This window comes from Thioalkalivibrio sp. ALE22 (genome assembly GCF_000381445.1).
GTDB lineage: Bacteria > Pseudomonadota > Gammaproteobacteria > Ectothiorhodospirales > Ectothiorhodospiraceae > Thioalkalivibrio.
Genome location: NZ_KB906510.1, coordinates 41,452 through 64,830, shown reverse-complemented (window position 1 = coordinate 64,830; position 23,379 = coordinate 41,452). Strand labels below are relative to the sequence as shown.

Sequence of the window (23,379 nt, the reverse complement as noted above, 5' to 3'; positions counted from 1 at the left end):
CGGGAACACACCGGCCGCGCGCCCGACGGCGCACCGCGGCGTGCCCCCAGAACCGGGACCGCTCCATCGCGCCTGAACCCGGGGTTCAGTGCTTGGACGGACGCATCCCGTACTTGTCGAGCAGGCGATAAAGCGTCACCCGCCCTACTCCCAGCTCGCGTGCGGCGCGCGACAGGTTGTTGTCGCACTGCCCCAGCGCCCGCATCACCGTCTCGCGTTCCGCGCGGGCACGGGCCTGCGCCAGCGTCTCCCGGCCGCTGCCCTCGAGCGGCGCCGCAAGCCCCAGATCCTCCGGCCGGATCAGGCGCCCGTCCGCCATGGTCACGGCCCGCTGAATACGGTTGACCAGCTCCCGGACATTGCCCGGCCAGCGATGGCTGTAGAGCGCCTGGATGGCCGCGCGGGTAAATCCGCGCAGACGCGGGTTCTGGCCACGAAACCGGTCGAAGTAGAAATGGGCCAGCTCCACCAGGTCGGCCCCACGCTCCCGCAACGGGGGCACGTCCAGCTGAATCACATTCAGGCGGTAGTAGAGGTCTTCCCGGAATCGCCCGGCCTCTACGGCCTTGAACAGATCGACATGGGTCGCGGCCAGGACACGCACATCCACCTGGATCGGCTGCAGGCCACCCAGACGCAGCAGCGTCCCCTCTTGCAGGAAACGCAGCAGATTCACCTGCAGGTCGAGCCCCAGATCCCCGATCTCGTCCAGCAGCAGGGTCCCGCCATGGGCCAGCTCGAGCTGACCGATCTTGCGGCGGGTCGCTCCGGTGAATGCGCCGGCCTCGTGACCGAACAGTTCGGACTGGATCAACTGCGCCGGTAACGCCCCGCAGTTGACCGCGACAAACGGACCCTCGCTGCGCCGCGACTGACGGTGCACCGTGCGAGCCGCAAGCTCTTTTCCGGTTCCACTTTCGCCCTGGAAGAGGACCGGCGCGTCCGATCCCGCGACCCGGCTCAATTGCCGCGCAAGGGCCTGCATCGGAGCGCTGTGGCCGATAATGGGTCGGCCTTCGTCCCCCGATGGCAGGCCGGCGGCGGGCTCCGCGGGTGTCTCCAGAACGGCCATCCCGCAGGCGCGGCCCAGGGTCACTTCCAGGCGGGCCTGATCCAGCGGCCGGGTATGGAAGTCGTAGCAGCTGTCCCGGATCAGGTCGCGCAATTCCGGGCTCGGCAACAGCACCGGATCGACCAGGGCGATCCACTTCACGTGCTGGTGTGCGTGGACGAAGTCGACGAGCTGCGATGGCAGGGAGCGTCCCAGATCCAGAAGGCCGACCCGAACCCCGCCCAGATCGGGCCAGGGCCGGGGCATCGGGAACGTCAGGCGGCGCAGATGCCAGGCACTCGAAAGCTGCGGCACGGGAGTCCCGGGATGCCCGCCCATGTCCAGCCAGGCGACTTCACGGGGTGTGTCCGAGGAACACATCCGGTAGATCTCCGCACCAAAGTCCCGCGCGTCTCCTTCAGCGACGAGGATCCCGCTGCGCCTTACGGGCCACAAGGCCCCGTTGATCTTTCCTGATCCGGACATGGTCTTCCCCGCGTGTCCGAAAAAATCCCTGGCTCCCCGGTCCCGGAGAGACGCCCGTCACGTTTCGGAGTATAGGCCGGCATCGTCAAAAAACCGTGACAAACAGAAAACAGCAGGCCGCCGCCGCAGAAACCTGTCGAATTCACGACACCCGCGCCCTCGCCACGGCCGGCTCAACGCCTTCCCTCGGGCCGCGACGATCATCCAGACACAACCGGCATGGACCGCATGACGATGGCTTGCGGGCGGGCACACCCGCCCGATCAAGGCGCCGGCGCCCGGGCGGGAAACAGGTGCCGAGGGACCCACCACAGGTACAGGGCCATGCCGACCAACTCCACCAGCGACTGGAACACCACCACGACCACCGCCAACTCCAGTCCCTGCGGCAATGCCAGTGCGATCGGGAGCACAACGAAGGAGTTGCGCGATCCCAGGCTGAAGGCGAGCACCCGCCCCTGTGCGACCGGCAGGCCGAACGCTCGCGCCAGCGCCCGCGCCAGCAGCGCCGCAACCACCAGGAAACCGGAAAAGATCAGCAACAACGGCAGCAGGACACCGACCCCGTCGAGCACCGTCTGGACCTGGGATGCGGCGACGATCAGCACCACCAGGGCCAGCAGCGGCACCGGCAACCACCCCAGGCCGGCGATCACGCGCCCGCGACCGGGATCTTCCCCGGCCCAGCGTTCGGTCAGATACGCCAGAACCAGCGGGACCAGGATCAGTCCGGCAAAGGCCTTCAGCACGTCTCCGCCGGCCAGAACCAGGGTGAACTCGCCACCGAAGAGCCACCACAGGTAGAGCGGCAACAGGGCGAGCTGCAGCAACAGCGAAAGGGGAGAAAAGGCGATCGCCCGGCGCGTGTCACCCCCACCCAGATGGGTGAAAGTAATGAACCAGTCGGTGCACGGCACCAGCAGCACCAGCGCGATACCCAGCAGGACCGCCGGACCGCCCGGCGCGACCTGAAGGATCGCCCAGACCAGCAGCGGGATCACCACAAAATTACCGATCACCGCCGCCGCCAGCAAGCGCGGCTCGCGAAACGCCGCGCCCATATGGTTTAGCGGTGTCTGCGTGAACGTGGCGTACAGCAGCAGCCCCAGCACCGGCCAGAGCACGGCATCCAGCATCGCCCCGAACTCCGGCTCGGACAGGCCCAGACCGAGCCCCAGGGCAATCGCCACCAGGTAGATCAGTACCTGGTATTGCTCCAGGCGCTCGCGCATTCACCAACGCCGCTCAAGGGCGGCGTACAGGAACTACCAGAGCCAGGTCTCGGGCTGCTCGATGGCGCGGTTGTCGTTGTTGGCCAGCAGGCCCTTGATGCAGCGCACCAGCAACCAGATGATCAGGGCCAGGAAGATCAGGAAGCCGATGCCGATGGGCGTGGTGATGGCTCCGATCACGGCAAACAGCAACCCGATCCAGAAGGTGCGGATCTGATAGGTGAAGTGGGAGACGCTGACGCTATCGGCCTCGCCACGCTTCATATAAGCGATGATCAGGCCGGCGATCGCGGTGAGCGCGGTCAGGAAGCTCACCAGGTACAGCACGTACACCACGGTGACCATCGTAACGTCCTTGCGCGGCCCGGCTGCGGGCTCGCTGACGTCGCTGCGCACGACTTCCGGCTTGGGATCTTCGGACACCTGGCACCTCCTGTGGGTTGGGTCACGCCGCCAACTTAACAGACTTGCCGGTTCCCTACCCGGGCCCGCCGAGCACGATGAGGACGATGCCCGCCAGGGCGAAGACGAAACCGGTCAGTTGCACCCGCGACATGCGCTCGGCCTGGAAAAAACGCGCCATCAGCGCGGTCGGGGCCGGCGACAGCGCCCCGGCCACCGCGATGATCGACAGCAGGCCCATGCGCACGGCCACGACAAAGGCGAGCGTCGCCGCGGCCTGGAACAGACCGGCCAGCGACAGCAGCACCAGCGTGGAGCGGCTCATCCCGGTCTGCGGCCGGCGCACCAGCATCACCGCCAGCAGCGCCAGCGCGCCCACCGCCGAGGTCGCCACCACCGGCCACAGCGGCGAGCCCGCCTCGGCCTCGTTCAGGAACACGAAGACCAGCCCGAAGCAGACGCCGGCGATGGTCGCGTCCACCAGCCCGCGCACCGGGTGCGCCCCCCGGGCCAGCGGCATCAGGCCACGCACGGGCTCGTCCAGGCGGCGTGGACTCGCCTTGCGCGAACCGCCGGAGATCATCCCGATCGCGATCACGATGGCCGCGATCCCGGCCAGCGCCAGCGGGCCCGGCTGCTCGCCCATCACCAGCCCGACCAGCAGCGGCACCAGGGCCGAGATCACGCCGGTCACGGCGGCGACCAGCCCCATCGAGCCCTCGGCCAGGCCGTGGTAGTAGGCCAGCAGCCCGAGGGCCAGGGCGAGCCCCGAGGCTCCGCCCCAGATCAGGGCCTGGGTCCCGGGCAAACCCGCCAGCGGGAGAGCGACCACCAGCAGGACGACGGTGGCCAGGATCTGCGAATAGCAGGCGACCACCAGCGCCGGGATGCGCCGGGAGGCCAGGCCGCCAAAGAAGTCGCCAGCGCCGAAGCCCAGGGCCGTCAGCAGGCCGAGGAAAAAGGCCATGTCAGCCCCGGCCCGGGCTCGGAAGCCTCATGCGCGGCGCTTACTCGCCGGCCTCGTCGAGCAGGTCCTTCAGGGCCTCTTCGCTGCCGGCATGGCCAACACCGGTCACCACGCCCTCGCCATCCAGCAGGACCACGGTCACCTGTTCGCGCTCGTGCGGCAGGAAGCCGGCATCGGCCTCGCTGGAGGTCACCACGATGGAGTAGTCCCGCGCCTGCATGCGCGGCAGGACCACGTTCTGCATCGGCTGCGGCGGCATCTCGTGGATGTCGGCGATGTAGACGATCCCCTCGCGCTCGGCGGGGCTCATCTCGCTCAGGACCGCGTTGGCGACGCCGGCCGGGGCCGCCTCGACGGTCTTCAGGATTACGCGGGCATTGCCCGGCAGCTCGACCGGGTTCCCGTGCTGGTCATTCAGGCTGCGCTCGGGAAACGGCTGGCCCTCGGCGAACTCGGGCTCCGGACCGCCCCCGGACATGCAGCCGGCCACCAGCCCGGCGGCGAGCAGCAGGGCGGCGGGCAGAAGGGATCGGGCAACAAGCGACATGGCAGTTCTCCTGCGGATCGAGACATGGGATCGAAACACACGCGGGTGCGCGCGACAGCGGCGCCGATGGTAACGCATCGAGCGCGTCAGTAGACTGCAACCACCTTCACGGACGACCGCCCGCATGCTGCATTCGCTGATCAAGCTGCTGCGCCCGCACCAGTACATCAAGAACGGTTTCGTGTTCCTCGGCGTGGTGTTCGCGCACGAGTGGGGCGAACCCGGGACGGTGCTCGCCGCCAGCGTCACGTTCCTCGCATTCTGCGCGATCGCCAGCGCGGTCTACGTGCTGAACGACATCGTCGACGTCGAGGCCGACCGCCGCCACCCGACCAAGCGCGAACGCCCGATCGCCAGCGGCGCGATCGCGATCTCCACCGCCTGGGCGATCTTCGCCACCGCGGTCATTGTCGCGCTGGTCCTCGCGGCACTGGTCAGCACCTGGGTGATCGCGCTGATCCTGACCTACCTGGTGCTGAACGTGGCCTATTCCTGGTCGCTCAAGCACATCGTGATCCTCGACGTGTTCAGCATCGCCGCCGGGTTCATGCTGCGCATCCTGGCCGGCACCCTTGGCCTGGGCATCGAGCCCTCGCAATGGCTGCTGCTGTGCGGGCTGATGCTGACGCTGTTCCTGGGCTTCGCCAAGCGGCGCGCGGAGCTCGCCGATGGCGCCATCGAACACACCCCGGATCAGGACGGGACGCGGCGCGTGCTGCACGACTACAGCGTCAGTCTCCTGGATCAGTTCATCGCCATCAGCGCCGCCTGCACCGTGCTCGCCTACGGGCTCTACACGGTCAGCGCCGAGACCATCGCGCTGCATGGCACGGATGGGCTGATCTACACCCTGCCGTTCGTGATCTACGGCATCTTCCGCTACCTGTTCCTGCTGCACGCGCGCGGCGCCGGCAACGACACCTCGCGCGACCTGGTCACCGACCCGCACCTGCTGGCCACGGTCGCGGTATGGATGGGCGTGACCCTCGCCGTACTCGCATGAGTGCGGTCCTGCTCTCCGGCTGGCGCCTGCGCGCGGTGATGCTCTCGATCATCGTTGCCGTCGCGCTGTACCTCGGGGTCGTGCTGTGGGCGGGGGCAGACGAGGTCTGGCGTGCCCTGAAGCTGGTGGGCGTCGGCGGTGTCCTGCTAGCCCTGGGGCTGTCGCTGGTGAACTACAGCCTGCGCTTCACCCGCTGGCAGTTGTACCTGCGCACCCTCGGCCATGCCGTCCCGGCCCGCGCCAGCCTGCATATCTACGTGGCCGGCTTCGCCCTGACCACCACGCCCGGCAAGGCCGGCGAGGCCCTGCGCGGGGTGCTGCTGAAGCGCCGCCGGGTGCCCTACCCGGACAGCTTCGCCGCGTTCGTCTCCGAACGCCTGTCCGACCTGATCGCGGTCGTGCTGCTGTCCCTGTTAGGCCTGACCCTGGTGGCCCAGGGCACCTGGCTGATCGCGGCCGGCGCAGCCTGCATCCTCGCGGCGCTGGTGATCCTGTCGTGGCGACGCCCGCTCGCCTGGATACAGACGATCAGCGACCGCCCGGGGCAGCGCGTCTGGCGCAGCCTGCACCACGTCGCCACGATCCTGCTGCAGGCACGGCGCTGCCACCGCCCGGCCCTGCTGGCCGCGGCCACTGCCCTCAGCGTCACCGCGTGGAGCGCCGAGGCCCTCGCCTTCTGGTGGATCCTCAACGCCATGGGCTTCGAGGCCGGCTTCGCCTTTGCCGCTTTCGTCTTCGCCCTGGCCATGCTGGCCGGCGCGCTGAGCTTCCTGCCTGGGGGACTGGGGGGTACCGAGGCGGTGATGGTCGCCCTGCTGCTGTGGGCCGACATGCCACCGGCCGACGCCATCGCGGCGACCATGCTGATCCGCTTCACCACCCTCTGGTTCGCGGTGATCCTGGGCCTGATCGCGCTGGCCACCAACCCCGAGGCGCGCGGCCACGAACACCCGGTGCAACCCCATGCGTAGGCGCCTCGCTCTCACCACGTCATGGCGAAGCCCTGTAGGAGGCCAGCCCCCTGGCCGATGGGGTACAACCAATGCCCCAATCGCCCGGAGGGCCGGGCTCCTACAGGTTCGAAGCCACAGAGCCGCAGGGTCCGCAAGAATCTCCTGGTGCCATCCCGACATCTTCGTGCGCAACCGACATTCCACGGCCCCGTCATTGCGAGGCCCCGCAGGGGCCGGGGCACAAAAGCGCGTAGCGCGTCGAACGGTCGCAGGCCGGCCCGAAGGGCGAGTGCAGCGAGTTATCCCCCGATGCCGGGAACAGCTTCGGAAGATTGCCACGGCCCCTGCGGGGCCTCGCAATGACGGGTACGGGATAGGCGCCGGAGGCCTTGCATGACCGTCAGCTGGAACCGCATCCCGCGGGTCGAACATGCCGCCGAAGTCGAGCTTGCTCACCGCGGCCGGCCGCTTCCCCCGGGCACGCCCCGCCCCCTGCTCGCCCACGGCCTCGGGCGCAGCTATGGCGACGTCTGCCTGAATCCGGAAGCCTCGCTACTGCATACCCCGGGGCTGGATCGCTTCGTGGCCTTCGACGCCGCCACGGGGCGGATCACCGCGGAGGCCGGACTGACGCTGGATGCCCTGCTGCGCTTCGCGGTGCCGCGCGGCTGGTTCCCGCCGGTGGTGCCGGGTACCCGTTTTGTCACCCTCGGCGGCGCGGTGGCCAACGACGTGCACGGCAAGAACCATCACCAGGCCGGCAGCTTCGGCGACCACGTACTCGGGCTGACCCTGCGCCGTTCCGACGGCCAGGTGCTGGAGGTCACCCCCGAGACCACCCCCGACTGGTTTGCCGCGACGATCGGCGGCCTGGGCCTGACCGGCCTGATCGAGACGGTGACCCTGCAGCTGGCGCCGGTCCGCAGCGCCTGGATGCGCGCCTGGTCGCAACGCTTCGAGTCTCTGGAGGCGTTCTGGGAGCTGAACACGCAGGCCGAGCGCGAGTGGCCCTACACCGTCGCCTGGATCGACTGCCTGAACCCGGGCCCCGGCGGGCGCGTGGGTCGCGGCATCTACAGCGCCGCGCGACACGCAACCGTGGCGCCCCGCCAGGAGGCCCCGCGCGAGCGCCGCCGCAGCGTCCCGCTGGACCCGCCGGTATCGCTGGTCAACCGCCTGACCCTGCGGGCCTTCAACCACCTCTACTACCGCCAGCCGGTGCACGCCTCGCCGCGCGCAGTTCATCACCGGCCCTGGCTGTTCCCGCTGGACGCGATCCGGCACTGGAACCGCATCTACGGGCACCAGGGCTTCTACCAGTATCAGTGCGTACTGCCCCCTCATGCCGCACGGGACGGCGTGCAGGCCCTGCTGGATGCGATCGCCGCCAGCGGCCAGGGCTCGTTTCTCGCGGTGCTCAAGACCTTCGGCGACCGGCCCGCGCCGGGCATGCTGTCCTTTCCCCGACCCGGTGCCACGCTCGCGCTGGACTTCCCGGAGAAGGGTCGCGACACCGAGCGCCTGTTCGCGCGCCTGGACGCGATCGTGCAGGAGGCCGGCGGTGCCCTGTACCCTGCGAAGGACGCGCGCATGCCGGCCGAGATCTTCCGCCAGGGGTTCCCCGGCTGGGAGACCTTCGCCGAGTATGTGGACCCCGAATTCTCCTCCGGCTTCTGGCGCAGGGTGACCGCATGAACCCAATGAAGAACGTTGTCCTCTTTGGTGCCACCTCGGCCATTGCCACCGCAGTGGCACGGGAGCTGGTGGATACCGGCGCGCGGCTGTTCTGCGTGGCCCGCGACGGCGACGCCCTGGAGGCCCTGCTGGCCGACCTGCGGGTGCGCGCTGACGACCCGGAGGGCACGCGCATCCTCGGCGCAACAGCGGATCTCGCGGACATCGACGGCCACGGCGCCATCTGGCAGCAGGCGCAGGAGGCCCTGGGCAAGGTGGACAGCGTACTGCTGGCGTGGGGCACCCTGCCGGATCAGGCCGCGTGCAACGCTTCGGTGGAGGAGACCCTGCAGGCGATCCACATCAACGGCACCAGTGCCATCGCCCTGCTGGCCCGCATCGCGCCGGACTTCGAGGCCCGGGGCCGTGGCGTGATCGCCGCCATCGGCTCGGTCGCCGGCGACCGCGGGCGCCAGAGCAACTACACCTACGGCACCGCCAAGGGCATGCTCGCGATCTACCTGCAGGGGCTGCGCAACCGGCTGTTCTTCAGCGGGGTGGACGTGGTCACGCTCAAGCCCGGCTTCGTGCGCACCCCGATGACCGAGGGCTTCAACCGCGCCGGCGCCCTGTGGGCCGAGCCGGAAACGGTCGCCCGCGGCATCGTCCGCGCCATGCACCGTGGCCGCGACGTGGCCTACCTGCCCGGCAAGTGGTGGATGATCATGACCATCATCCGCCTGATCCCCGAATACCTGTTCAAGCGCCTGAAGCTATAGCCCTGAAGCCATAACGATGAACCGGAATGACACGCGGCAGATCGTGCTGTTCGACTTTGACGGCACCCTGACCCGGCGCGACAGCCTGTTCCCCTTCCTGCGCCACACGCTGGGGACATCGGCCTTCCTCCGCCGCCTGCCGGACTGCCTTCCGGCGCTGACCGGCCTGGCGCTGAAGCGCCTGTCCAACCAGGACGCAAAAGAGATAGTGCTGACCCGCATGCTGGCCGGCGAGACCCTCGCCCACCTGCAGGCCAGGGGCCGTGAATTCGCCGACCGCGGCCTGGACCGCCTGCTGCGCCCGGCCGGCATGCGCGCACTGCAGGCCCACCAGGCCGCCGGCCATGACTGCGTGCTGGTCTCCGCCTCGCTGGATCTCTGGCTGCAGCCCTGGGCCGAGCGCCACGGAGTCACCGGCGTGGTCAGCTCGCGCCTCGCGGTGGATGACGCCGGTCGCGTCACCGGGCGCCTGGACGGCACCAACTGCCGGGGCGCCGCCAAGCCGGCGGCGGTCGCCGCCTGGCTGGCCACCCTGCCCCCGGACGAGCCGGTGGACCTGATCGCGGCCTACGGCGACAGCGCAGCCGACCAGCCGCTGCTGGAGATGGCCGGCAGCGGCTACCGCCTGCGCCGGGGTCGCTTCCGGCGTGTCCACGGACCGTCGGTAGAGGGGGCCCCCGAGTGAACCCCACAACCACAACCTGGCCCTGGCTCGCCCGTCACTACGGCGCGATCCTGCTGGCCGTCCTGCTGGTCAAGATCGGCATGGCCTGGGCGTTGCCAATCACCGGCGACGAAGCCTATTTCCTGATCTGGGGGCACAACCCGGATCTGGGCTATTACGACCACCCGCCGATGATCGGCTGGTGGCTGACCGCAGTGCTGGCGCTGACGGACCACCCGCTCGCGATCCGCGCGTTGGGGATCTTTGCCTCCATGGCGCCAGGGCTCGCGATCTTCCTCTGGTGGCGACACACCGATCCGGTCCGCGCGCGCCTCGTGTCGCTGCTGGCGCTGTTCATGCCGCTGTTCTTCATCGCGGTCATCACCGCGACGGACACCCCGCTGATCCTGTTCAGCCTGCTGGCTACGGGCCTTGCCTGGCAGGCCCTGCGGACCGGCGCGGCGCACTGGTTCCTGCTCGCCGGCCTGGCGCTGGGGCTGGCGTTCCTGTCCAAGTACTTCGCGGTGCTCCTGGGCATCGCACTGGGGCTGCATATCCTGCTGTTCGCGCGGCAGCACTGGCGCGGCCTCCTGCTGATCCTCCTCGGCGTGGTGCCGGCGGTGGCGCTCAATCTGTACTGGAACTGGGGCAACTGCTGGTACAACGTGATGTTCAACATCGTGAACCGGCACGGCGACGGCGGCTTCGATCCCGGCAACTGGCTGACCTACACGATCCTGCTGGTCTACCTGTTCACGCCCTGGCTGCTGTGGTTCTACGCGCGTCAGTGGCGGGCCCTGGCCGCCGGCATCCGCGCGCACCAACTGGGCGTGTTCCTGTCCGCCGGACTGATCCCGCTGATCCTGTTTGCCCTGCTCGCGCCGTTCAAGAGCATCGGGCTGCACTGGCTGGCCGCCTTCGCGCCCTTCCTGCTGCTGCCCGCGCTGTTCCTGGCGCGGCGTTCGCTGACGCTCGGAGTATGGCTCTCCGGAGCCCTGGCAGCACTCCACGCGATCGCGATCCTGACGATCGCGCTGATGCCGGTGGAATGGCTGAAGGGCCAGGATCGCTATGCCGACGCGGTGTTCTACCTGGCGCCGGAATCGGTGGCCGCGGCGGTCAACGAATACGACGCCGACTGGCACGTCTTCACCCGCAGCTACTCGCGCTCGGCGGTGCTGGGCTACTACGCCGGGCGCGCGGTCGGCGTGTTCGGCCCCGGGTCCCACTACGGCCGCCAGGACGACCTGCTGACCGACTTCCGCGCCCTGGACGGGGCCAACCTGCTCTACGTCCCCACCCGCGGCGTGCTGGACCCGGCGCAGGTGGAGCCCTTCTTCGACGAGGTGCGCGTACGCGAAGTGACCATCCGCGGCGTCGCCTGGACCCTCGCCGAAGGCCGCGGCTTCGACTACGCCGCCTACCACGACCAGATCCTGGAACCGGTGCTCGCCCGCTACTACGACTTCCCGGACTGGCTACCCGAGGGCCGCTGCGCCTTCACCGACCGCTACACGAACCGGGAATAAGACCCTGCGTTGACCAGGGAATCGTCCCCCCGGATACTGTTGTCCGTGAGCCATCGACTTCATCCAGGGAGGGGCGAGCGATGATCGCACCCGGAGCGGCGATCCCTGCCCGCCAGCGTCAAGCGAGCGCACGCACCCGCTGGCGCTGTGGTCTCGCCGTGGTCGTTCTGCTGCTGCCGCTGTTGTTGCTCGGCTGTGGTGGCTCCCAGGAGACCCCGCTGCGGGTGGCCACCATCGAGTGGATCGGCTACCAGCCCCTCCACCTGGCCGCCTCCGAGGGCCGGTTTCCCACCGACGAGATCCGCCTCGCCCGCTTCGGCTCGAACGTGGAGTCACTGCGCGCCTTTCGCAACGGCAATGTCGATGCCGCCGCCCTGACCCTCGACGAGGCGCTGCTGCTGCGCGCCGACGGCCACGATATCCGCGTCATCCTGCTGCTGGACTACTCGCATGGCGGCGACACCATCCTGGCGCAGCCCGGCATCACCCGCATGGCCGACCTGGAGGGCCGCCGCATCGGGGTCGAGAATGATGCCGCCACCGCCTACCTGCTCGCTCGCGGCCTGGAACACGGCGGCCTCGACCGCGAGAGAGTCGATATCGTGCGCGTAGATGCGGGGCGCCACGAGGAGGCCTTCCACGGCGGAGAGGTCGACGCCCTGGCGACCTTCGAGCCGATCCGCACCCGGCTGCTGAATGCCGGTGCCGAGGAGCTGTTCGACAGCACCCGGATCCCGGGCGAGATTATCGATGTCCTGGTGGTCCAGCGCCAAGCGCTCGACGACCACCCGAGACATCTCCGGCAGCTGGTGGATGCCTGGTTTGGAACGCTCGAATATCTGGATACCGACCCGGAACCCGCAAAGGCCGCCATGGCCCGGTATAGCGACCTCAGCGCGGAGGAACTGGCGGGTGCACTGGCCGGGGTCCACTTTCCCTCGCGGGCGGAAAACTGCACAGCCCTGGCCTCCGGTGGCGAATCCCTGCGCGCCAGCAGCGAGCGCCTGGCCACCCTGATGCAGCAGCAGGGCCTGCTGGAGCGCGAGGTGAACCTCGATCGTCTGTTCGATGACCGCGTCCTGCAGGCGGCGGGCTGCCCGCCATCGGAAGACGGCTGATGTGGCAGGGCCTGTTCCGCTATCCGATCAACACCACGCTGCCGCTTTTCCTGCTGGTGGTAGCACTCATTCTCGGCACCCTCTACACCCTGACCCTGATCCACAACCAGCAGCGCAGCATCCTCGCGAACGCCGAACGCGAACTGGCGACCGAGATCAGCCGCATGCAGCGCATCGTCCAGAACCACCTGGCAAACAACGGCACGCAGGCCATTCAGGACGAGATCGCGGCGCTCAATGTCGATATCCGGGTCCGCCTGGCCGGGGTGGTCGATGAACGCCAGCACTACGTTGCCGCCCTGAACCGCGGCATGCGCGAACGCCCGCTCGCGGAGACCCTGGACGCCGAACCCATGGCCGCGCTGGCCGACCCGCTGCGCACGCTGCTGACCGACGCCCGCGACCGCCGCGCCGCCAAGGTGCGCCATGTCGCGGGCGAGAACACCCTGATCGCGGTGGCGCCACTGCAGTTCACCGGGCCTCTGGTGGACCTGGGGCGCAGCCCCTCGGGCGCGGTCATCCTCGCATGGGATCTGTCGCTGCCTTTCCGGCAGGCGCGCACCGCGGCCCTGAACTCGGCGCTGCTGCTCGCGCCGATCCTTATCGCAGCACTCGCCGCGCTGTGGTGGCTGATCTACCAGGCACTGGGGCGGCGCCTGAGCCGCCTGAGCCGGACCGCGGAGCAGATCGCCGGCGGCGAGCACCACCAGCGTGCCGGGGTCACCGGGCGCGACGAGATCGGCCGACTTGCACGCGCCTTCGACCGTATGGCCGATGGCCTGGTGCAGGAACAGGCGCGCCTGCGCGAAAGCGAGCAGCGGCTGTATCTGGCCCAGGCCTTCTCCGGCGTTGGCACCTGGGAATGGGAAATCGCCAGCGGCGACCTGGTCTGGACCCGTCCGACCTACCAGCTGTTCGACCTGCCGGAGGACACCACCGAGGTCACTTTCGAGCATTACCTGGAGCGGGTCCATCCCGACGACCGTGCACGGGTCCAGGCCGCGGTGGAGCAGTCCCTCGAGCAGGGTACCGCCTACAGCATCGAGCACCGCGTACTCACGCGAGATGGCGACGAACGCTGGCTGCTCGGGAGCGGCGACGTGCTGCGCGACGCGGACGGCCAGCCCCGGCGCATGTACGGCATCGTGCAGGACATCACCGCGACCAAGCGCGCCGAGGCGGCCCTGTTCCGCGAAAAGGAATATGCCCAGGTCACGCTCGCCTCCATCGGCGACGGCGTCATCACCACCGATACCCGGGGCCGAGTCACGTTCCTGAACCCGATCGCGGAGTACCTGACCGGCTGGACCACCGATGCCGCCACCGGTGAACCGCTGACGCGAGTATTCAACATCCTCAACGAGATCACCCGCAAACCGGCGGTCAACCCGGTCGAGCGTTGCCTCAAGGAAGGTCGGATCGTCGGACTGGCCAACCACACCATGCTGCTGCGCAAGGACGGGCAGGAATTCGCGATCGAGGACTCGGCCGCGCCGATCCGCGACCGGGACGGCGAGATCGTGGGTGTGGTGCTGGTGTTCCATGACGTGACCCAGGCGCGCGAGCTGGCCAACCAGCTCAGCTGGCAGGCCACCCACGATGCCCTGACCGGGCTGCCCAACCGCCACGCCTTCGAGCAGCGCCTGGAACAGCTGGCGCGCTACCCGGAAAGCCAGAAGGGGCACGAAAACCATACCCTGCTGTACATCGACCTCGACCAGTTCAAGGTCGTGAACGATGTCGCCGGCCACGTCGCCGGGGATCAGATGATCCGCCAGGTCGGCGAACTGATGCTGGATCAGGTGCGCGAAACCGACCTGCTCGCCCGCCTTGGGGGCGACGAGTTCGGCATCATCCTCACGCACTGCGACATCGCCCACGCCGACCGCATCGCCAACGCCATCCATACGGTCCTGGACGAACTGCGCTTTGCCTGGGAAGACCGCGTATTCCGCATCAGCGCCTCCATCGGCATCATCGAGTTCCAACCCGGCGAGCGCAGCATGAACCAGCTGCTCGCCGATGCCGACATCGCGGTCTACGCGGCCAAGAACGCCGGCCGACGGCGCTCGCATATCTTCCGCCCGGAGGACCAGGACCTGCAGCAGCACCGGCGCGAGATGGACTGGGCCACACAGATCTCCGACGCCGTCGAACAGGGGCGCCTGGTGCTGTTTGCCCAGATGATTCACCCACTGGCCGAGCCCGACTCCGGCGCACCGCCCGCGGGACTCTCCTTCGAGGTGCTCGTGCGCCTGCGGAGCCAGGACGACGAGTTGATCCCCCCCGGGGTCTTCCTGCCGGCCGCCGAACGCTTTGACCTGATCTCCATCGTCGACCGCTGGATCATCACCCGGACCTTCTCCATGGTGGCTGACCACATCCGCCTGCACGGCCCGGCGAGCATCGAGCATTGCGCGGTCAACCTCTCCGGCGCGACCCTGAGTGACGAGACCCTGCTGCCATTCATCCGCAACCAGCTGAGCCTGCACCAGCTGCCTGGCGAGATTTTCTGCTTCGAGGTCACCGAAACCGCGGCGATCTCCAACCTGCAGGCGGCAATGCGCTTCATCCGCGATTTGCGCGGCATGGGCTGTCGCTTCGCGCTGGACGACTTCGGCTCCGGGCTGTCGTCGTTCGCCTATCTGAAGACCCTGCCGGTGGACTACCTGAAGATCGACGGCAGCTTCGTGCGCAACATCGCCACCGACCCGGTCAACGATGCCCTGGTGGGCAATATCAACAACATCGGTCACCTGCTCGACAAGAAAACGATCGCCGAGTTTGCCGAAGACGAATCGACCATCGCCCGCCTGCGCGAGCTGAACGTGGACTTCGCCCAGGGCTACGGGCTGCACCGCCCGCAGCCCCTGGAGGAACTGTTTGCAATGCACAACCCACCGCGCTGACAGCGAGGCCTGCGAGACGCTCATCGGGCCCCTGTGCGGGGAACATGCATCAGTCAGGACGGTCTGTAGTTCTCCCGGCCACGGTTGCCACCGAGGGCCGCCATTGGCCATTCTGTACGGCTGAATACAAGTTCCGGAGCACACCGAATGACTATCCGCCCCCTGCGCGCGGGCCTGATCCCGGCCCTGTTTCTTCTCCTGCCCGGCCTGGCGCTGTCCCAGCAGGCCGATCCGCAGATGCAACAACAGATGCAGCAGCAGGAGCCGGAGACCACGATCCACCAGGACTGGGAGGTCGCCTGTATCGAGACGCCACAGGGCGAGCGTTGCCGGATGCAGCAGACGCTGGAGATCCAGGACGAGCAGGCGCAGGGGCTGTTCCTGCAGGCGACCGTGCGCCGCGAAGGCGAGCAGCACATCATCGAGATCCTGGTACCGCTGGGCGTCGACCTGCGCCCCGGCATCCGCATGCAGGTGGACGATGCGGGCGAAGAGATGGATGCGGGCTACGTGACCTGCGTGCAGCAGGGTTGCGTCGCCGGGCGCGAACTGAACAGCGAACAGATGAGCGCGCTGCGCGGCGGGCGCGCCCTGACCGTCGCCTTCCGTGCCCTGCACCAGGAACAGCCGTTCGTGTTCGACGTATCCCTGATGGGCTTCACTGACGCCAGCAACCAGCTGTAATAACCGGCGGCGCACCAGCGACCCCACCCAGCGATCACACGATGGCGCGCGCCTCGGTCCCGTCCCATGCCGGCCGCAGATTTGCCGGTCGCGGCCGGTCGCGGGCACGGCGGGCACTGGCCACCGCCGCGGCCGCCGCACTGCTCTGGTGGGTCCTGGCCGGCAGCGCCGCCCTGCTGGAACCCCTGGCCCTGCTCGCAATCATCCTGGCCGCGGTCGCGAGCCTGCTGCTGCCGGCCGGACGGCCGCTGCCGTTGCGACCCGGCGCGCTTCCGGGCCTGCTGGGGTTCTTCCTGCGCAGCTCGTTCCTCGGCGGGCTGGACGTCGCCCGCCGCGCCCTGGACCCGCGCCTGCCGATCCAGCCGGACTTCCTGACCTACCGCACGGAACTGGCTCACGGCCCACCCCTGACCCTGTTCATGGCGGTCGTCAGTCTGCTGCCCGGCACGCTCAGCGTACGCCTGGAGGGGCGCCTGCTGACCCTGCATGTGCTGGACCGGGACGCCGATACGCGGGCGGCTCTGATCGCCCTGGAACAACGGATCCGTGCGGCATTCCACGACCCGCGTGACCGCCGCGCCAGTGACGACGGAGCCGCTCCATGAGCCTCTTCTATTTGGCCGCCGCCCTGTTCCTGCTCGGCACCATACTGCTCGGACTGGTCCGTGTGCTGCGAGGCCCGGGTTCCGGCGACCGCATGCTGGCCGCACAACTGTTCGGCACCACCGGGGTCACGATCCTGCTGCTCCTGTCGCTGGCACTGGAGGCATCCGCCCTGGTGGACGTGGCACTGGTCTTCGCCCTGCTGGCTGTCGTGGCCGCGGTGGCCTTCGTCCGCCAGCACGGTCTGCCGGAACCACCGGATACCCCGATCCACCGCCAGCCGCCGCACACCCCCGGCCCCGAGAGGCCCCACGATGATCGCTAACGCACTGACCGTGATCCTGATCCTCGCCGGACTGGTGTTCTTCGCGGCCGGCACCGCCGGGCTGCTGCGCTTTCCCGATGTCTATTCGCGCCTGCACGCCCTGACCAAGGCCGACAACGTCGGGCTCGGGCTGGTGATACTCGGACTGATGTTCCAGGCCGGCGGACCGGCGGACATCCTGAAGCTGCTGCTGATCTGGGTGCTGGTACTGGCGGCGGGGACCACGGCCGCGCACATGGTCGCGCAACGCACCTGGACCCACGGGGAGTTCGAGTCGGACCGATGAACGCCCTGCTGGTCCTCTTCGATCTGGTCCTGCTGGCCGGCATCGTCGGGGTGGCCTGGCGCTGCCTGGCGAGCACCGACCTGTTCCGGGCCGTCGTCCTGTTCATCACCTTCGGGCTGCTGCTCGCGCTGGCCTGGGTGCGGCTGGAGGCGCCGGACATCGCGCTGGCCGAGGCGGCCATCGGCGCGGGCATCACCGGCGCCCTGCTGCTGGTGACGCTGGAGCGCCTGCGCAGCATCATGGCCGAGCGCCGCAGCGGGCGGCCGCATACGCCACCGCCCGACCCCACCGGGCCCCATGCCCTGCTGCGCGCCCTGCATGACCCGCCGCCCGAACGTCGGACCTTCCTCCCCGCGCTGACCTTTGCCCTGGTGGTCGGCGGCCTGCTGGTGACCGCGCTGTGGCACCAGCCGCAGTCCGTCGGGCTGGAGCCGGTGGTGGATGCGCACATGGACGTCTCCGGGGTCGATCATCCGATCACGGCGGTGCTGCTGAACTTCCGCGCGTACGACACCTTCCTGGAACTGGCGATCGTGCTGATCGCACTGCTGGGCGCGTGGTCCCTGGGGCGGCACGACCTGATCCCGGCCCGCCCGGCCCCCGGCCCGATCCTGCCCGGCACCCTGCGGCTGCTGGTACCGGTCGCGATCGTCACCGGGGTGTACGTGCTGTGGGCCGGGAGCCACGCCCCCGGCGGGGCCTTCCAGGCCGGGGCGATCCTCGGGGCAGCCGGCATCCTGCTGGTGCTGGCCCGGCCGCGGCAACTGCCGATGGCCCCCGGGGCGCCGCTGCGTCTGGGGATCACCGCGGGTGTCGCGCTGTTCCTGCTGGTGGGGACCTATGGGCTCGTCGCCGGGCACGGCTTTCTCGGCTACGCCGACGCGTGGGCCTATCCGCTCATCATCCTGATCGAGGTGGCGGCGACGCTGTCCATTGCCCTGACCCTGGTGGCCCTGTTCGTGGCCGGCCGCCCGGCCGGAGACGACACATGAACGGGCTGGCGGAGACCGTCGCGCACACCCTGGCCCCGGGCCTGCTGTATCCCACCGGGGGTGCGATCCTGTTCGCCCTGGGCCTGTACGGGCTGATCCGCCGCCACCACCTGGTACTGCGCATCCTGGCCCTGAATATCATGGGCTCGGGCGTATTCATGGTGCTGCTGGGTGTCGCCGCCCGCGGCGAGGGCCCGCCGGACCCGGTGGCGCAGGCCCTGACGCTGACGGGCATCGTGGTGGCGGTCAGCGCAACCGCCTTCGCCCTGGCCCTGGTGGTGCACCTGACGCGGCTGACCGGCCACGCAGTGATGCTGCCCGGGCCGCCCGATGACGACGCCCCGGTGGAGGACATCTCGCGCGAGGAGCACCACGCGGATGGGGGTCCGGCCGAATCGTCCGCCGGCGAGGACCGGTCGGCGTGATCCCGGCAAACCCCGAATGGCTCCCGGCGGGGAGCGCCGGACTGGTCGCGCTGTCACTGGGAGTGGCCGTGCTGGCAACGGCATGGCCGCGCCAGGCCCACCGGATCGGCCTGCTGGGCGCGCTCGCGGTGACGGCCTGGGTGCTGGGTCTGAGCGCGACCTTCCTGCACGCCGGGCCGGACCCGGAGACCGCCGCGACGCGGGTGGCCCTGGGCGGCTGGGAGGCCCCGCTGGGGCTCATGCTGCAGCTGGACGGATTGTCCATGACCCTGCTGGTGCTTACCGCCGTAGTGGCCCTGGCCACCAGCCTCTACAGCCTCGGCTACGTGCACGACCGCATCGAGCGTCGCCAGTTCTGGCCCCTGTGGCTGTGGCTATGGGCCGGGCTCAACATGCTGTTTCTCTCCGGCGATGCCTTCAACCTGTACATCACCCTGGAGGTGGTGTCGCTCTCGGCCGTCGCCCTGGTGGCCTTCACCGGCACGGCCGCCGCGGTCTCCGGCGCGGTGCGCTACCTGCTGGTCAACATCCTCGGCTCGCTCAGCTTCCTGATGGGCGTGGTTCTGCTGTTCGGGGAACACGGGGTACTCGATCTGGTGCTGCTGGAGGCCCGTACCGAAGCGGGCCCGACGGAACGCATGGCGGCGGTGCTGATGACCGCGGGCCTGATGCTCAAGGCCGCCCTGTTCCCGCTGCATGTCTGGCTGGCGCCGGCCCATGGGTCAGCCCCGGCACCGGTCAGTGCGGTCCTCTCCGGGCTGGTGGTCACGGGATCGTTCTACCTGATCCTGCGGCTGTGGATGGGGGTGTTTGCCCCGCTGGCGACCCCGGCCTTCGGCATCCTGGTCGGCCTGCTCGGGGTGGGGGCGCTGATCTGGGGCTCGCTGCAGGCGCTGCGCGCGGGGCGGCTCAAATCCATCGTGGCCTATTCCACGGTCGCCCAGTTCGGCTATCTGCTGGTCGCCTTCCCCTTGATGCTGGTGGACCCGGGCGCCTGGCGGGTGGTGGTGTTCTTCGCGGTGGTCCATGCCCTGGCCAAGGCATCGGTGTTCCTGGCCGCGGGCACCCTGCAACACGCCGCCGGGCATGACCGCCTGGCCGAGCTGGGCGCGGTACTCCGGGCCCGGCCGCGCACGGTGTTCGCCCTGGGACTGGCCGGGGTCAGCCTGATGGGGCTGCCGTTCACCGGTGGCTTCATCGCCAAGTACCTGCTGCTGGAGGCCGGCCTGGGCACGGTCCTCGCCGGCAGCCTGATCGGCGTGCTGTGGGTGCTGGCGATCGCCGGCGGCGGGCTGCTGGCGGCGGCCTACGTGCTGCGCATGGTGGCCCCGGCGTTTCATCGCGGCCGCCGCGACGCCGGCGAGGCAGTGTCGCCGTGGATGGACTGGGTCCCGCTGGCTCTGGCCACGGTCGCGGCGCTGGCCGGGCTGGCCGGCGTGCTGACGCTGAACACTCTTGCCCTGACCCCGGGGGCCCCGTGATGGACGGTGGCTGGCTGCTGCTCGCGATCCTGTTCAGCTCGCTGGGACCGGGCATCGCGATCTTCTTCCTGCCGGAGCACCGACAGGGCCTGCGCACCGCGCTGAACCTGGGCGGCGCCGGCACCAAGCTGGCGCTGGTCGGGGTGCTGCTGGCGGGCGTACTGCGCGGTGACGAATACCGCTTCAGTCTGCCGCTGATGCCCGGCATCGACCTGGTGCTCGCGGCCGATGCGCTGTCGCTCCTGTTCGCCAGCCTTTCGGCCGTGCTGTGGTTCGTAACCACGGTCTACGCCATCGGCTACCTCGAGGGCTCACCGCGACGCAGCCGCTTCTTCGGCTTCTTCTCGCTGTGCGTCAGCGCGACGGTGGGGATTGCCCTGTCCGGCAACCTGATCACCTTCCTGATCTTCTACGAGATCCTGACCCTCGCGACCTGGCCCCTGGTGGTCCATCGCGGCACGCCGGCGGCCCTGCGGGCCGGACGCCTCTATCTCGGCTACACCCTGACCAGCGGGCTGGTGCTGTTCACGGCCATCGTCTGGCTCACGCTGCTGGCCGGGGCCGAGGGCTTTACCCCGGGCGGCTACCTCGAAACCCTCGCGGAGACTCACGCGGTCACGCTGCAGGTCCTGTTCGTGCTGCTGATGGTCGGCTTCGGGGTCAAGGCCGCGCTGGTGCCGCTGCACTCCTGGCTGCCCATCGCCATGGTCGCGCCGGCGCCGGTCAGCGCGCTGCTGCACGCGGTGGCGGTGGTCAAGGCCGGGGCCTTCGGCATCATCCGCGTGGTCAACGATGTCTACGGGGCGGAACTGGCGATCGAGCTGGGCCTGACGGCCGGGCTTCTGGTGATCGCGGCGGTCACGATCATCTATGGCTCCATTCAGGCCCTGCGCACCGACGACCTGAAGCAGCGCCTGGCATTCTCCACCGTGAGTCAGGTCTCCTACATCATCCTGGGCGTCGCGCTGGCCGGGCCCCTGGGGGTCATCGGCGGGCTGGTACACCTGGTGCACCAGGGCATTACCAAGATCACACTGTTCTTCTGCGCCGGCAATTTCGCCGAGACCCTGGGCATCCATCGCATCAGCGAGCTCGACGGCGTGGGCCGGCGTATGCCGCTGACCATGCTGGCGTTTACCGCGGGCGCGCTGGGCATGATCGGCCTGCCGCCCCTGGCCGGTTTCGTGACCAAGTGGCACCTGGGGCTGGGGGCGCTGGAGGCCGGCATGCCCTGGATCCTCGGAGTGCTGGTCCTGTCGAGCCTGCTGAACGCGGCCTATTTCCTGCCCCCGGTGATCCGGGGCTGGCTGGGCGAGCGCCGCGAGCCGTGGCATGAACCCCTGCAGGCCCATGCCGGCCCGACCCGCTTCGAGACCCACTGGATGCTGCTGTTCCCGGTGGTCTTTACCGCCGCGCTGGGGCTCCTGGTCGGGCTGTTTGCCGGGCTGGGGCTGAGCCCGCTCGGCTGGGTCAGCCTGATCGTCCAGCGTGACTATGCGCTGCCGGAGTTCGGGCTGTGAGCGGGGCCGCGCTGCTGACCGTCCCGCTCGTGCCGCTGCTGCTGGCGGTGTTCATTGGCCTGCGTCCGGGGCGGGCGCGGCTGAACCGCCTGGTGCCCTGGGCGGCGCTCCCCGGCCTGGCGCTGGCCGCCCTGGCCCCGCCCGGGCTGGAGGCGACCCTCTCCGGCCTGCTGATGGGCACCCACCTGGCGGTCGACCCGACCGGCCGGGCCTTCCTGGGCCTGACCGCGGGCCTGTGGCTGGCCGCCGGGCTGTTCGCGCTCTCCGATCGGCGCGACGATCCCCGGCGGCATCGCTTCTATGTGTTCTGGTTGCTGGCCCTGGCCGGCAACCTGGGCCTGATCCTGGCGCAGGACGCGATCGCCTTCTATTTGTTCTTTTCCCTGATGAGCCTGTCGGCCTACGGACTGGTGATCCATTCCGGCAAGCCGGAGGCCTGGCGGGCCGGACGGGTGTATCTGATCCTCGCGGTACTGGGCGAGGTGTTGCTGTTCGCGGGTCTGGTACTGGCTGTCCATGCGGCGGGGCAGTCCAGCCTGGCGGCCGTGGCCGCGGCGCGCCCCGAGGGCTGGGCATTGGTCCTACTGGTCCTGGGGCTCGGCATCAAGGCCGGCATGCTGCCGCTGCATTTCTGGCTGCCGCTGGCCCACCCGGCCGCTCCGGTACCCGCGAGCGCCGTGCTGTCCGGGGCGATGATCAAGGCCGGCCTGCTGGGCTGGATGCGCCTGCTGCCAATCGACGCCGCCGGCCACGCAGTGCTGGGCGAGGCGCTGGTCCTGCTGGGCCTGGCGGCGGCCTTCCTCGGCGTACTGGTCGGGGTGCTGCAGGTACGGCCGAAGACCCTGCTCGCCTACTCCAGCATCTCGCAGATGGGGCTGATGACCACGGGTATCGGCCTGGCCCTGCTCCTGCCCGAGGCGCGCGGCTGGCTGCTGGCAGCAGTCACGCTGTACGCCGTACATCATGGCCTGGCCAAGGGGGCGTTGTTCCTGACCGCCGGCATGCAGCGGCAGTGGCCGGTCACCCGCCCGGCGCGGACCGCCTTTGCACTGTTCACGCTGTTGCCGGCGCTGGCCCTGGCGGGCCTGCCCTTCACCAGTGGCGCGCTGGCCAAGAACGCGTTGAAGGAGCCGCTGGCGGCGGAGGCCCTGTCGGGCTGGCTGGCCCATACCGAGTGGCTGCTGACCCTCGCGGCGGCCGGCACCACGGTGCTGCTACTGCGCTTCCTGTGGCGCTGGCGGGCGGATCTCGAGACCGCGGCCGACGGCCTCGACCGACCGCGCTGGTGGGCCTGGGGCGGCCTTTCGCTGATGGCACTCCTGCTCCCGCTCGCAACCTTGCTGGCCGGCCCCACGGCCCTGCCCCTGAGCGTCCATGACCTGTACGGCTCGTCCCTGCTGTGGCCGGTCATGCTGGGGCTGGGCCTAGCCCTTCTGGCCTGGCGCGGGGTTCGCGACCGCGAGACCCCGCGCGTGCCGGAGGGGGATCTGGCCGTGCTGGCCGAGGCCGCCTGGGACGGCGCCCGCCGCACTCGACGCCGCCTGGCATTGCCGGGGCCCTGGCCACCCCGGATACCGGCCCGCATGCGTGCGCTGCGCCTGGGCGCGCGCCGTCGCCTGGAGGCCGCCGAGCGCATGTTGACCCGCTGGGAGACCATCGGGCTGCTGTTTTCCGCAGCGATGCTCGGGCTCTACCTGACGCTGCTCGCCGGATAAGACCGCCCTCGAGCCAGGCACGAAAAAGGCCGGC

22 protein-coding genes are annotated in these 23,379 nt (G+C 69.5%); 17 read left to right on the top strand and 5 right to left on the bottom strand.

Annotated features, from left to right (window positions below):
• Positions 1-85: 85 nt before the first annotated feature.
• The 5 genes from F793_RS0111330 to F793_RS0111310 all read right to left on the bottom strand — a co-directional run bounded on the left by F793_RS0111330 (position 86) and on the right by F793_RS0111310 (position 4,685).
• A complete protein-coding gene (locus F793_RS0111330; RefSeq protein ID WP_018876286.1) occupies positions 86-1,432 on the bottom strand; it encodes a sigma 54-interacting transcriptional regulator in 1,347 nt (448 codons plus the stop codon).
• Positions 1,433-1,800: 368 nt separating this feature from the next.
• Entirely contained in the window at positions 1,801-2,769 is a 969-nt protein-coding gene (locus F793_RS0111325) for an arsenic resistance protein (protein WP_018876285.1), read from the bottom strand.
• A 33-nt stretch (positions 2,770-2,802) separates the two neighbouring features.
• On the bottom strand, positions 2,803-3,192 hold the full coding sequence (locus F793_RS0111320) for a hypothetical protein (RefSeq protein ID WP_018866018.1): 390 nt from the start codon (positions 3,190-3,192) through the stop codon (positions 2,803-2,805).
• 55 nt (positions 3,193-3,247) lie between these two features.
• Positions 3,248-4,138: an EamA family transporter gene (locus F793_RS0111315; RefSeq protein ID WP_018882668.1), complete on the bottom strand. Its 891-nt coding sequence runs from the start codon at positions 4,136-4,138 to the stop codon at positions 3,248-3,250.
• A gap of 40 nt (positions 4,139-4,178) precedes the next feature.
• A complete protein-coding gene (locus tag F793_RS0111310; protein WP_018877676.1) occupies positions 4,179-4,685 on the bottom strand; it encodes a hypothetical protein in 507 nt (168 codons plus the stop codon).
• Positions 4,686-4,809: 124 nt separating this feature from the next.
• Between F793_RS0111310 and F793_RS0111305 the strand changes: the two genes are divergently transcribed.
• From F793_RS0111305 to F793_RS0111225, 17 genes are all read left to right on the top strand, one after another.
• A complete protein-coding gene (locus F793_RS0111305; RefSeq protein ID WP_018866015.1) occupies positions 4,810-5,688 on the top strand; it encodes a decaprenyl-phosphate phosphoribosyltransferase in 879 nt (292 codons plus the stop codon).
• Complete coding sequence (locus F793_RS0111300; protein WP_018882669.1) at positions 5,685-6,659, top strand: lysylphosphatidylglycerol synthase transmembrane domain-containing protein; 975 nt, start codon at positions 5,685-5,687, stop codon at positions 6,657-6,659. The genes F793_RS0111305 and F793_RS0111300 overlap by 4 nt, the downstream gene beginning before the upstream one ends.
• A 375-nt stretch (positions 6,660-7,034) precedes the next feature.
• Positions 7,035-8,336, top strand: a complete 1,302-nt coding sequence (locus F793_RS0111295; protein WP_018882670.1) for an FAD-binding oxidoreductase — start codon at positions 7,035-7,037, stop codon at positions 8,334-8,336.
• A 5-nt stretch (positions 8,337-8,341) separates the two neighbouring features.
• Entirely contained in the window at positions 8,342-9,094 is a 753-nt protein-coding gene (locus F793_RS0111290; RefSeq protein WP_018882671.1) for an SDR family oxidoreductase, read from the top strand.
• Positions 9,095-9,110: 16 nt separating this feature from the next.
• Entirely contained in the window at positions 9,111-9,779 is a 669-nt protein-coding gene (locus tag F793_RS0111285; protein ID WP_018882672.1) for an HAD-IB family hydrolase, read from the top strand.
• The gene (locus F793_RS0111280; RefSeq protein WP_018882673.1) at positions 9,776-11,287 is read left to right on the top strand and encodes a glycosyltransferase family 39 protein; all 1,512 of its coding nucleotides are present in this window, start codon (positions 9,776-9,778) and stop codon (positions 11,285-11,287) included. Before F793_RS0111285 ends, F793_RS0111280 begins: the two co-directional genes overlap by 4 nt.
• A 158-nt stretch (positions 11,288-11,445) precedes the next feature.
• The gene (locus F793_RS0111275) at positions 11,446-12,405 is read left to right on the top strand and encodes an ABC transporter substrate-binding protein (protein WP_026280903.1); all 960 of its coding nucleotides are present in this window, start codon (positions 11,446-11,448) and stop codon (positions 12,403-12,405) included.
• Entirely contained in the window at positions 12,405-15,314 is a 2,910-nt protein-coding gene (locus tag F793_RS0111270; RefSeq protein ID WP_018877682.1) for an EAL domain-containing protein, read from the top strand. Before F793_RS0111275 ends, F793_RS0111270 begins: the two co-directional genes overlap by 1 nt.
• A 147-nt stretch (positions 15,315-15,461) precedes the next feature.
• Entirely contained in the window at positions 15,462-15,998 is a 537-nt protein-coding gene (locus tag F793_RS0111265) for an invasion associated locus B family protein (RefSeq protein WP_018882675.1), read from the top strand.
• A gap of 41 nt (positions 15,999-16,039) precedes the next feature.
• On the top strand, positions 16,040-16,603 hold the full coding sequence (locus F793_RS0111260; protein ID WP_018882676.1) for a Na+/H+ antiporter subunit E: 564 nt from the start codon (positions 16,040-16,042) through the stop codon (positions 16,601-16,603).
• Complete coding sequence (locus F793_RS0111255; protein ID WP_018882677.1) at positions 16,600-16,926, top strand: monovalent cation/H+ antiporter complex subunit F; 327 nt, start codon at positions 16,600-16,602, stop codon at positions 16,924-16,926. Before F793_RS0111260 ends, F793_RS0111255 begins: the two co-directional genes overlap by 4 nt.
• The gene (locus tag F793_RS0111250) at positions 16,916-17,212 is read left to right on the top strand and encodes a monovalent cation/H(+) antiporter subunit G (RefSeq protein WP_018866004.1); all 297 of its coding nucleotides are present in this window, start codon (positions 16,916-16,918) and stop codon (positions 17,210-17,212) included. Before F793_RS0111255 ends, F793_RS0111250 begins: the two co-directional genes overlap by 11 nt.
• Positions 17,209-18,204, top strand: a complete 996-nt coding sequence (locus F793_RS0111245; RefSeq protein ID WP_018866003.1) for a hydrogenase subunit MbhD domain-containing protein — start codon at positions 17,209-17,211, stop codon at positions 18,202-18,204. Before F793_RS0111250 ends, F793_RS0111245 begins: the two co-directional genes overlap by 4 nt.
• Positions 18,201-18,629 (top strand): NADH-quinone oxidoreductase subunit K, encoded by a 429-nt coding sequence (locus F793_RS0111240; RefSeq protein WP_018866002.1) that lies wholly within the window; start codon positions 18,201-18,203, stop codon positions 18,627-18,629. The genes F793_RS0111245 and F793_RS0111240 overlap by 4 nt, the downstream gene beginning before the upstream one ends.
• Positions 18,626-20,110 (top strand): complex I subunit 5 family protein, encoded by a 1,485-nt coding sequence (locus F793_RS0111235; RefSeq protein WP_018866001.1) that lies wholly within the window; start codon positions 18,626-18,628, stop codon positions 20,108-20,110. Before F793_RS0111240 ends, F793_RS0111235 begins: the two co-directional genes overlap by 4 nt.
• Positions 20,110-21,630 carry a complex I subunit 5 family protein gene (locus F793_RS0111230; protein WP_018882678.1) on the top strand — a complete coding sequence of 507 codons (1,521 nt, stop codon included), beginning with the start codon at positions 20,110-20,112 and terminating at the stop codon, positions 21,628-21,630. Before F793_RS0111235 ends, F793_RS0111230 begins: the two co-directional genes overlap by 1 nt.
• On the top strand, positions 21,627-23,345 hold the full coding sequence (locus tag F793_RS0111225) for a complex I subunit 5 family protein (RefSeq protein WP_018882679.1): 1,719 nt from the start codon (positions 21,627-21,629) through the stop codon (positions 23,343-23,345). The genes F793_RS0111230 and F793_RS0111225 overlap by 4 nt, the downstream gene beginning before the upstream one ends.
• Positions 23,346-23,379: the final 34 nt, after the last annotated feature.

What these genes read in the sequence shown, in the direction of transcription:
- F793_RS0111330 (WP_018876286.1), bottom strand. Translation starts at nt 1,432, where the DNA reads ATGTGTTCCTCGGACACACCCCGTGAAGTCGCCTGGCTGGACATGGGC.
- F793_RS0111325 (WP_018876285.1), bottom strand. Translation starts at nt 2,769, where the DNA reads ATGCGCGAGCGCCTGGAGCAATACCAGGTACTGATCTACCTGGTGGCG.
- F793_RS0111315 (WP_018882668.1), bottom strand. Translation starts at nt 4,138, where the DNA reads ATGGCCTTTTTCCTCGGCCTGCTGACGGCCCTGGGCTTCGGCGCTGGC.
- F793_RS0111310 (WP_018877676.1), bottom strand. Translation starts at nt 4,685, where the DNA reads ATGTCGCTTGTTGCCCGATCCCTTCTGCCCGCCGCCCTGCTGCTCGCC.
- F793_RS0111305 (WP_018866015.1), top strand. Translation starts at nt 4,810, where the DNA reads ATGCTGCATTCGCTGATCAAGCTGCTGCGCCCGCACCAGTACATCAAG.
- F793_RS0111300 (WP_018882669.1), top strand. Translation starts at nt 5,685, where the DNA reads ATGAGTGCGGTCCTGCTCTCCGGCTGGCGCCTGCGCGCGGTGATGCTC.
- F793_RS0111295 (WP_018882670.1), top strand. Translation starts at nt 7,035, where the DNA reads ATGACCGTCAGCTGGAACCGCATCCCGCGGGTCGAACATGCCGCCGAA.
- F793_RS0111290 (WP_018882671.1), top strand. Translation starts at nt 8,342, where the DNA reads ATGAAGAACGTTGTCCTCTTTGGTGCCACCTCGGCCATTGCCACCGCA.
- F793_RS0111285 (WP_018882672.1), top strand. Translation starts at nt 9,111, where the DNA reads ATGAACCGGAATGACACGCGGCAGATCGTGCTGTTCGACTTTGACGGC.
- F793_RS0111270 (WP_018877682.1), top strand. Translation starts at nt 12,405, where the DNA reads ATGTGGCAGGGCCTGTTCCGCTATCCGATCAACACCACGCTGCCGCTT.
- F793_RS0111265 (WP_018882675.1), top strand. Translation starts at nt 15,462, where the DNA reads ATGACTATCCGCCCCCTGCGCGCGGGCCTGATCCCGGCCCTGTTTCTT.
- F793_RS0111260 (WP_018882676.1), top strand. Translation starts at nt 16,040, where the DNA reads ATGGCGCGCGCCTCGGTCCCGTCCCATGCCGGCCGCAGATTTGCCGGT.
- F793_RS0111255 (WP_018882677.1), top strand. Translation starts at nt 16,600, where the DNA reads ATGAGCCTCTTCTATTTGGCCGCCGCCCTGTTCCTGCTCGGCACCATA.
- F793_RS0111250 (WP_018866004.1), top strand. Translation starts at nt 16,916, where the DNA reads ATGATCGCTAACGCACTGACCGTGATCCTGATCCTCGCCGGACTGGTG.
- F793_RS0111245 (WP_018866003.1), top strand. Translation starts at nt 17,209, where the DNA reads ATGAACGCCCTGCTGGTCCTCTTCGATCTGGTCCTGCTGGCCGGCATC.
- F793_RS0111240 (WP_018866002.1), top strand. Translation starts at nt 18,201, where the DNA reads ATGAACGGGCTGGCGGAGACCGTCGCGCACACCCTGGCCCCGGGCCTG.
- F793_RS0111230 (WP_018882678.1), top strand. Translation starts at nt 20,110, where the DNA reads ATGGACGGTGGCTGGCTGCTGCTCGCGATCCTGTTCAGCTCGCTGGGA.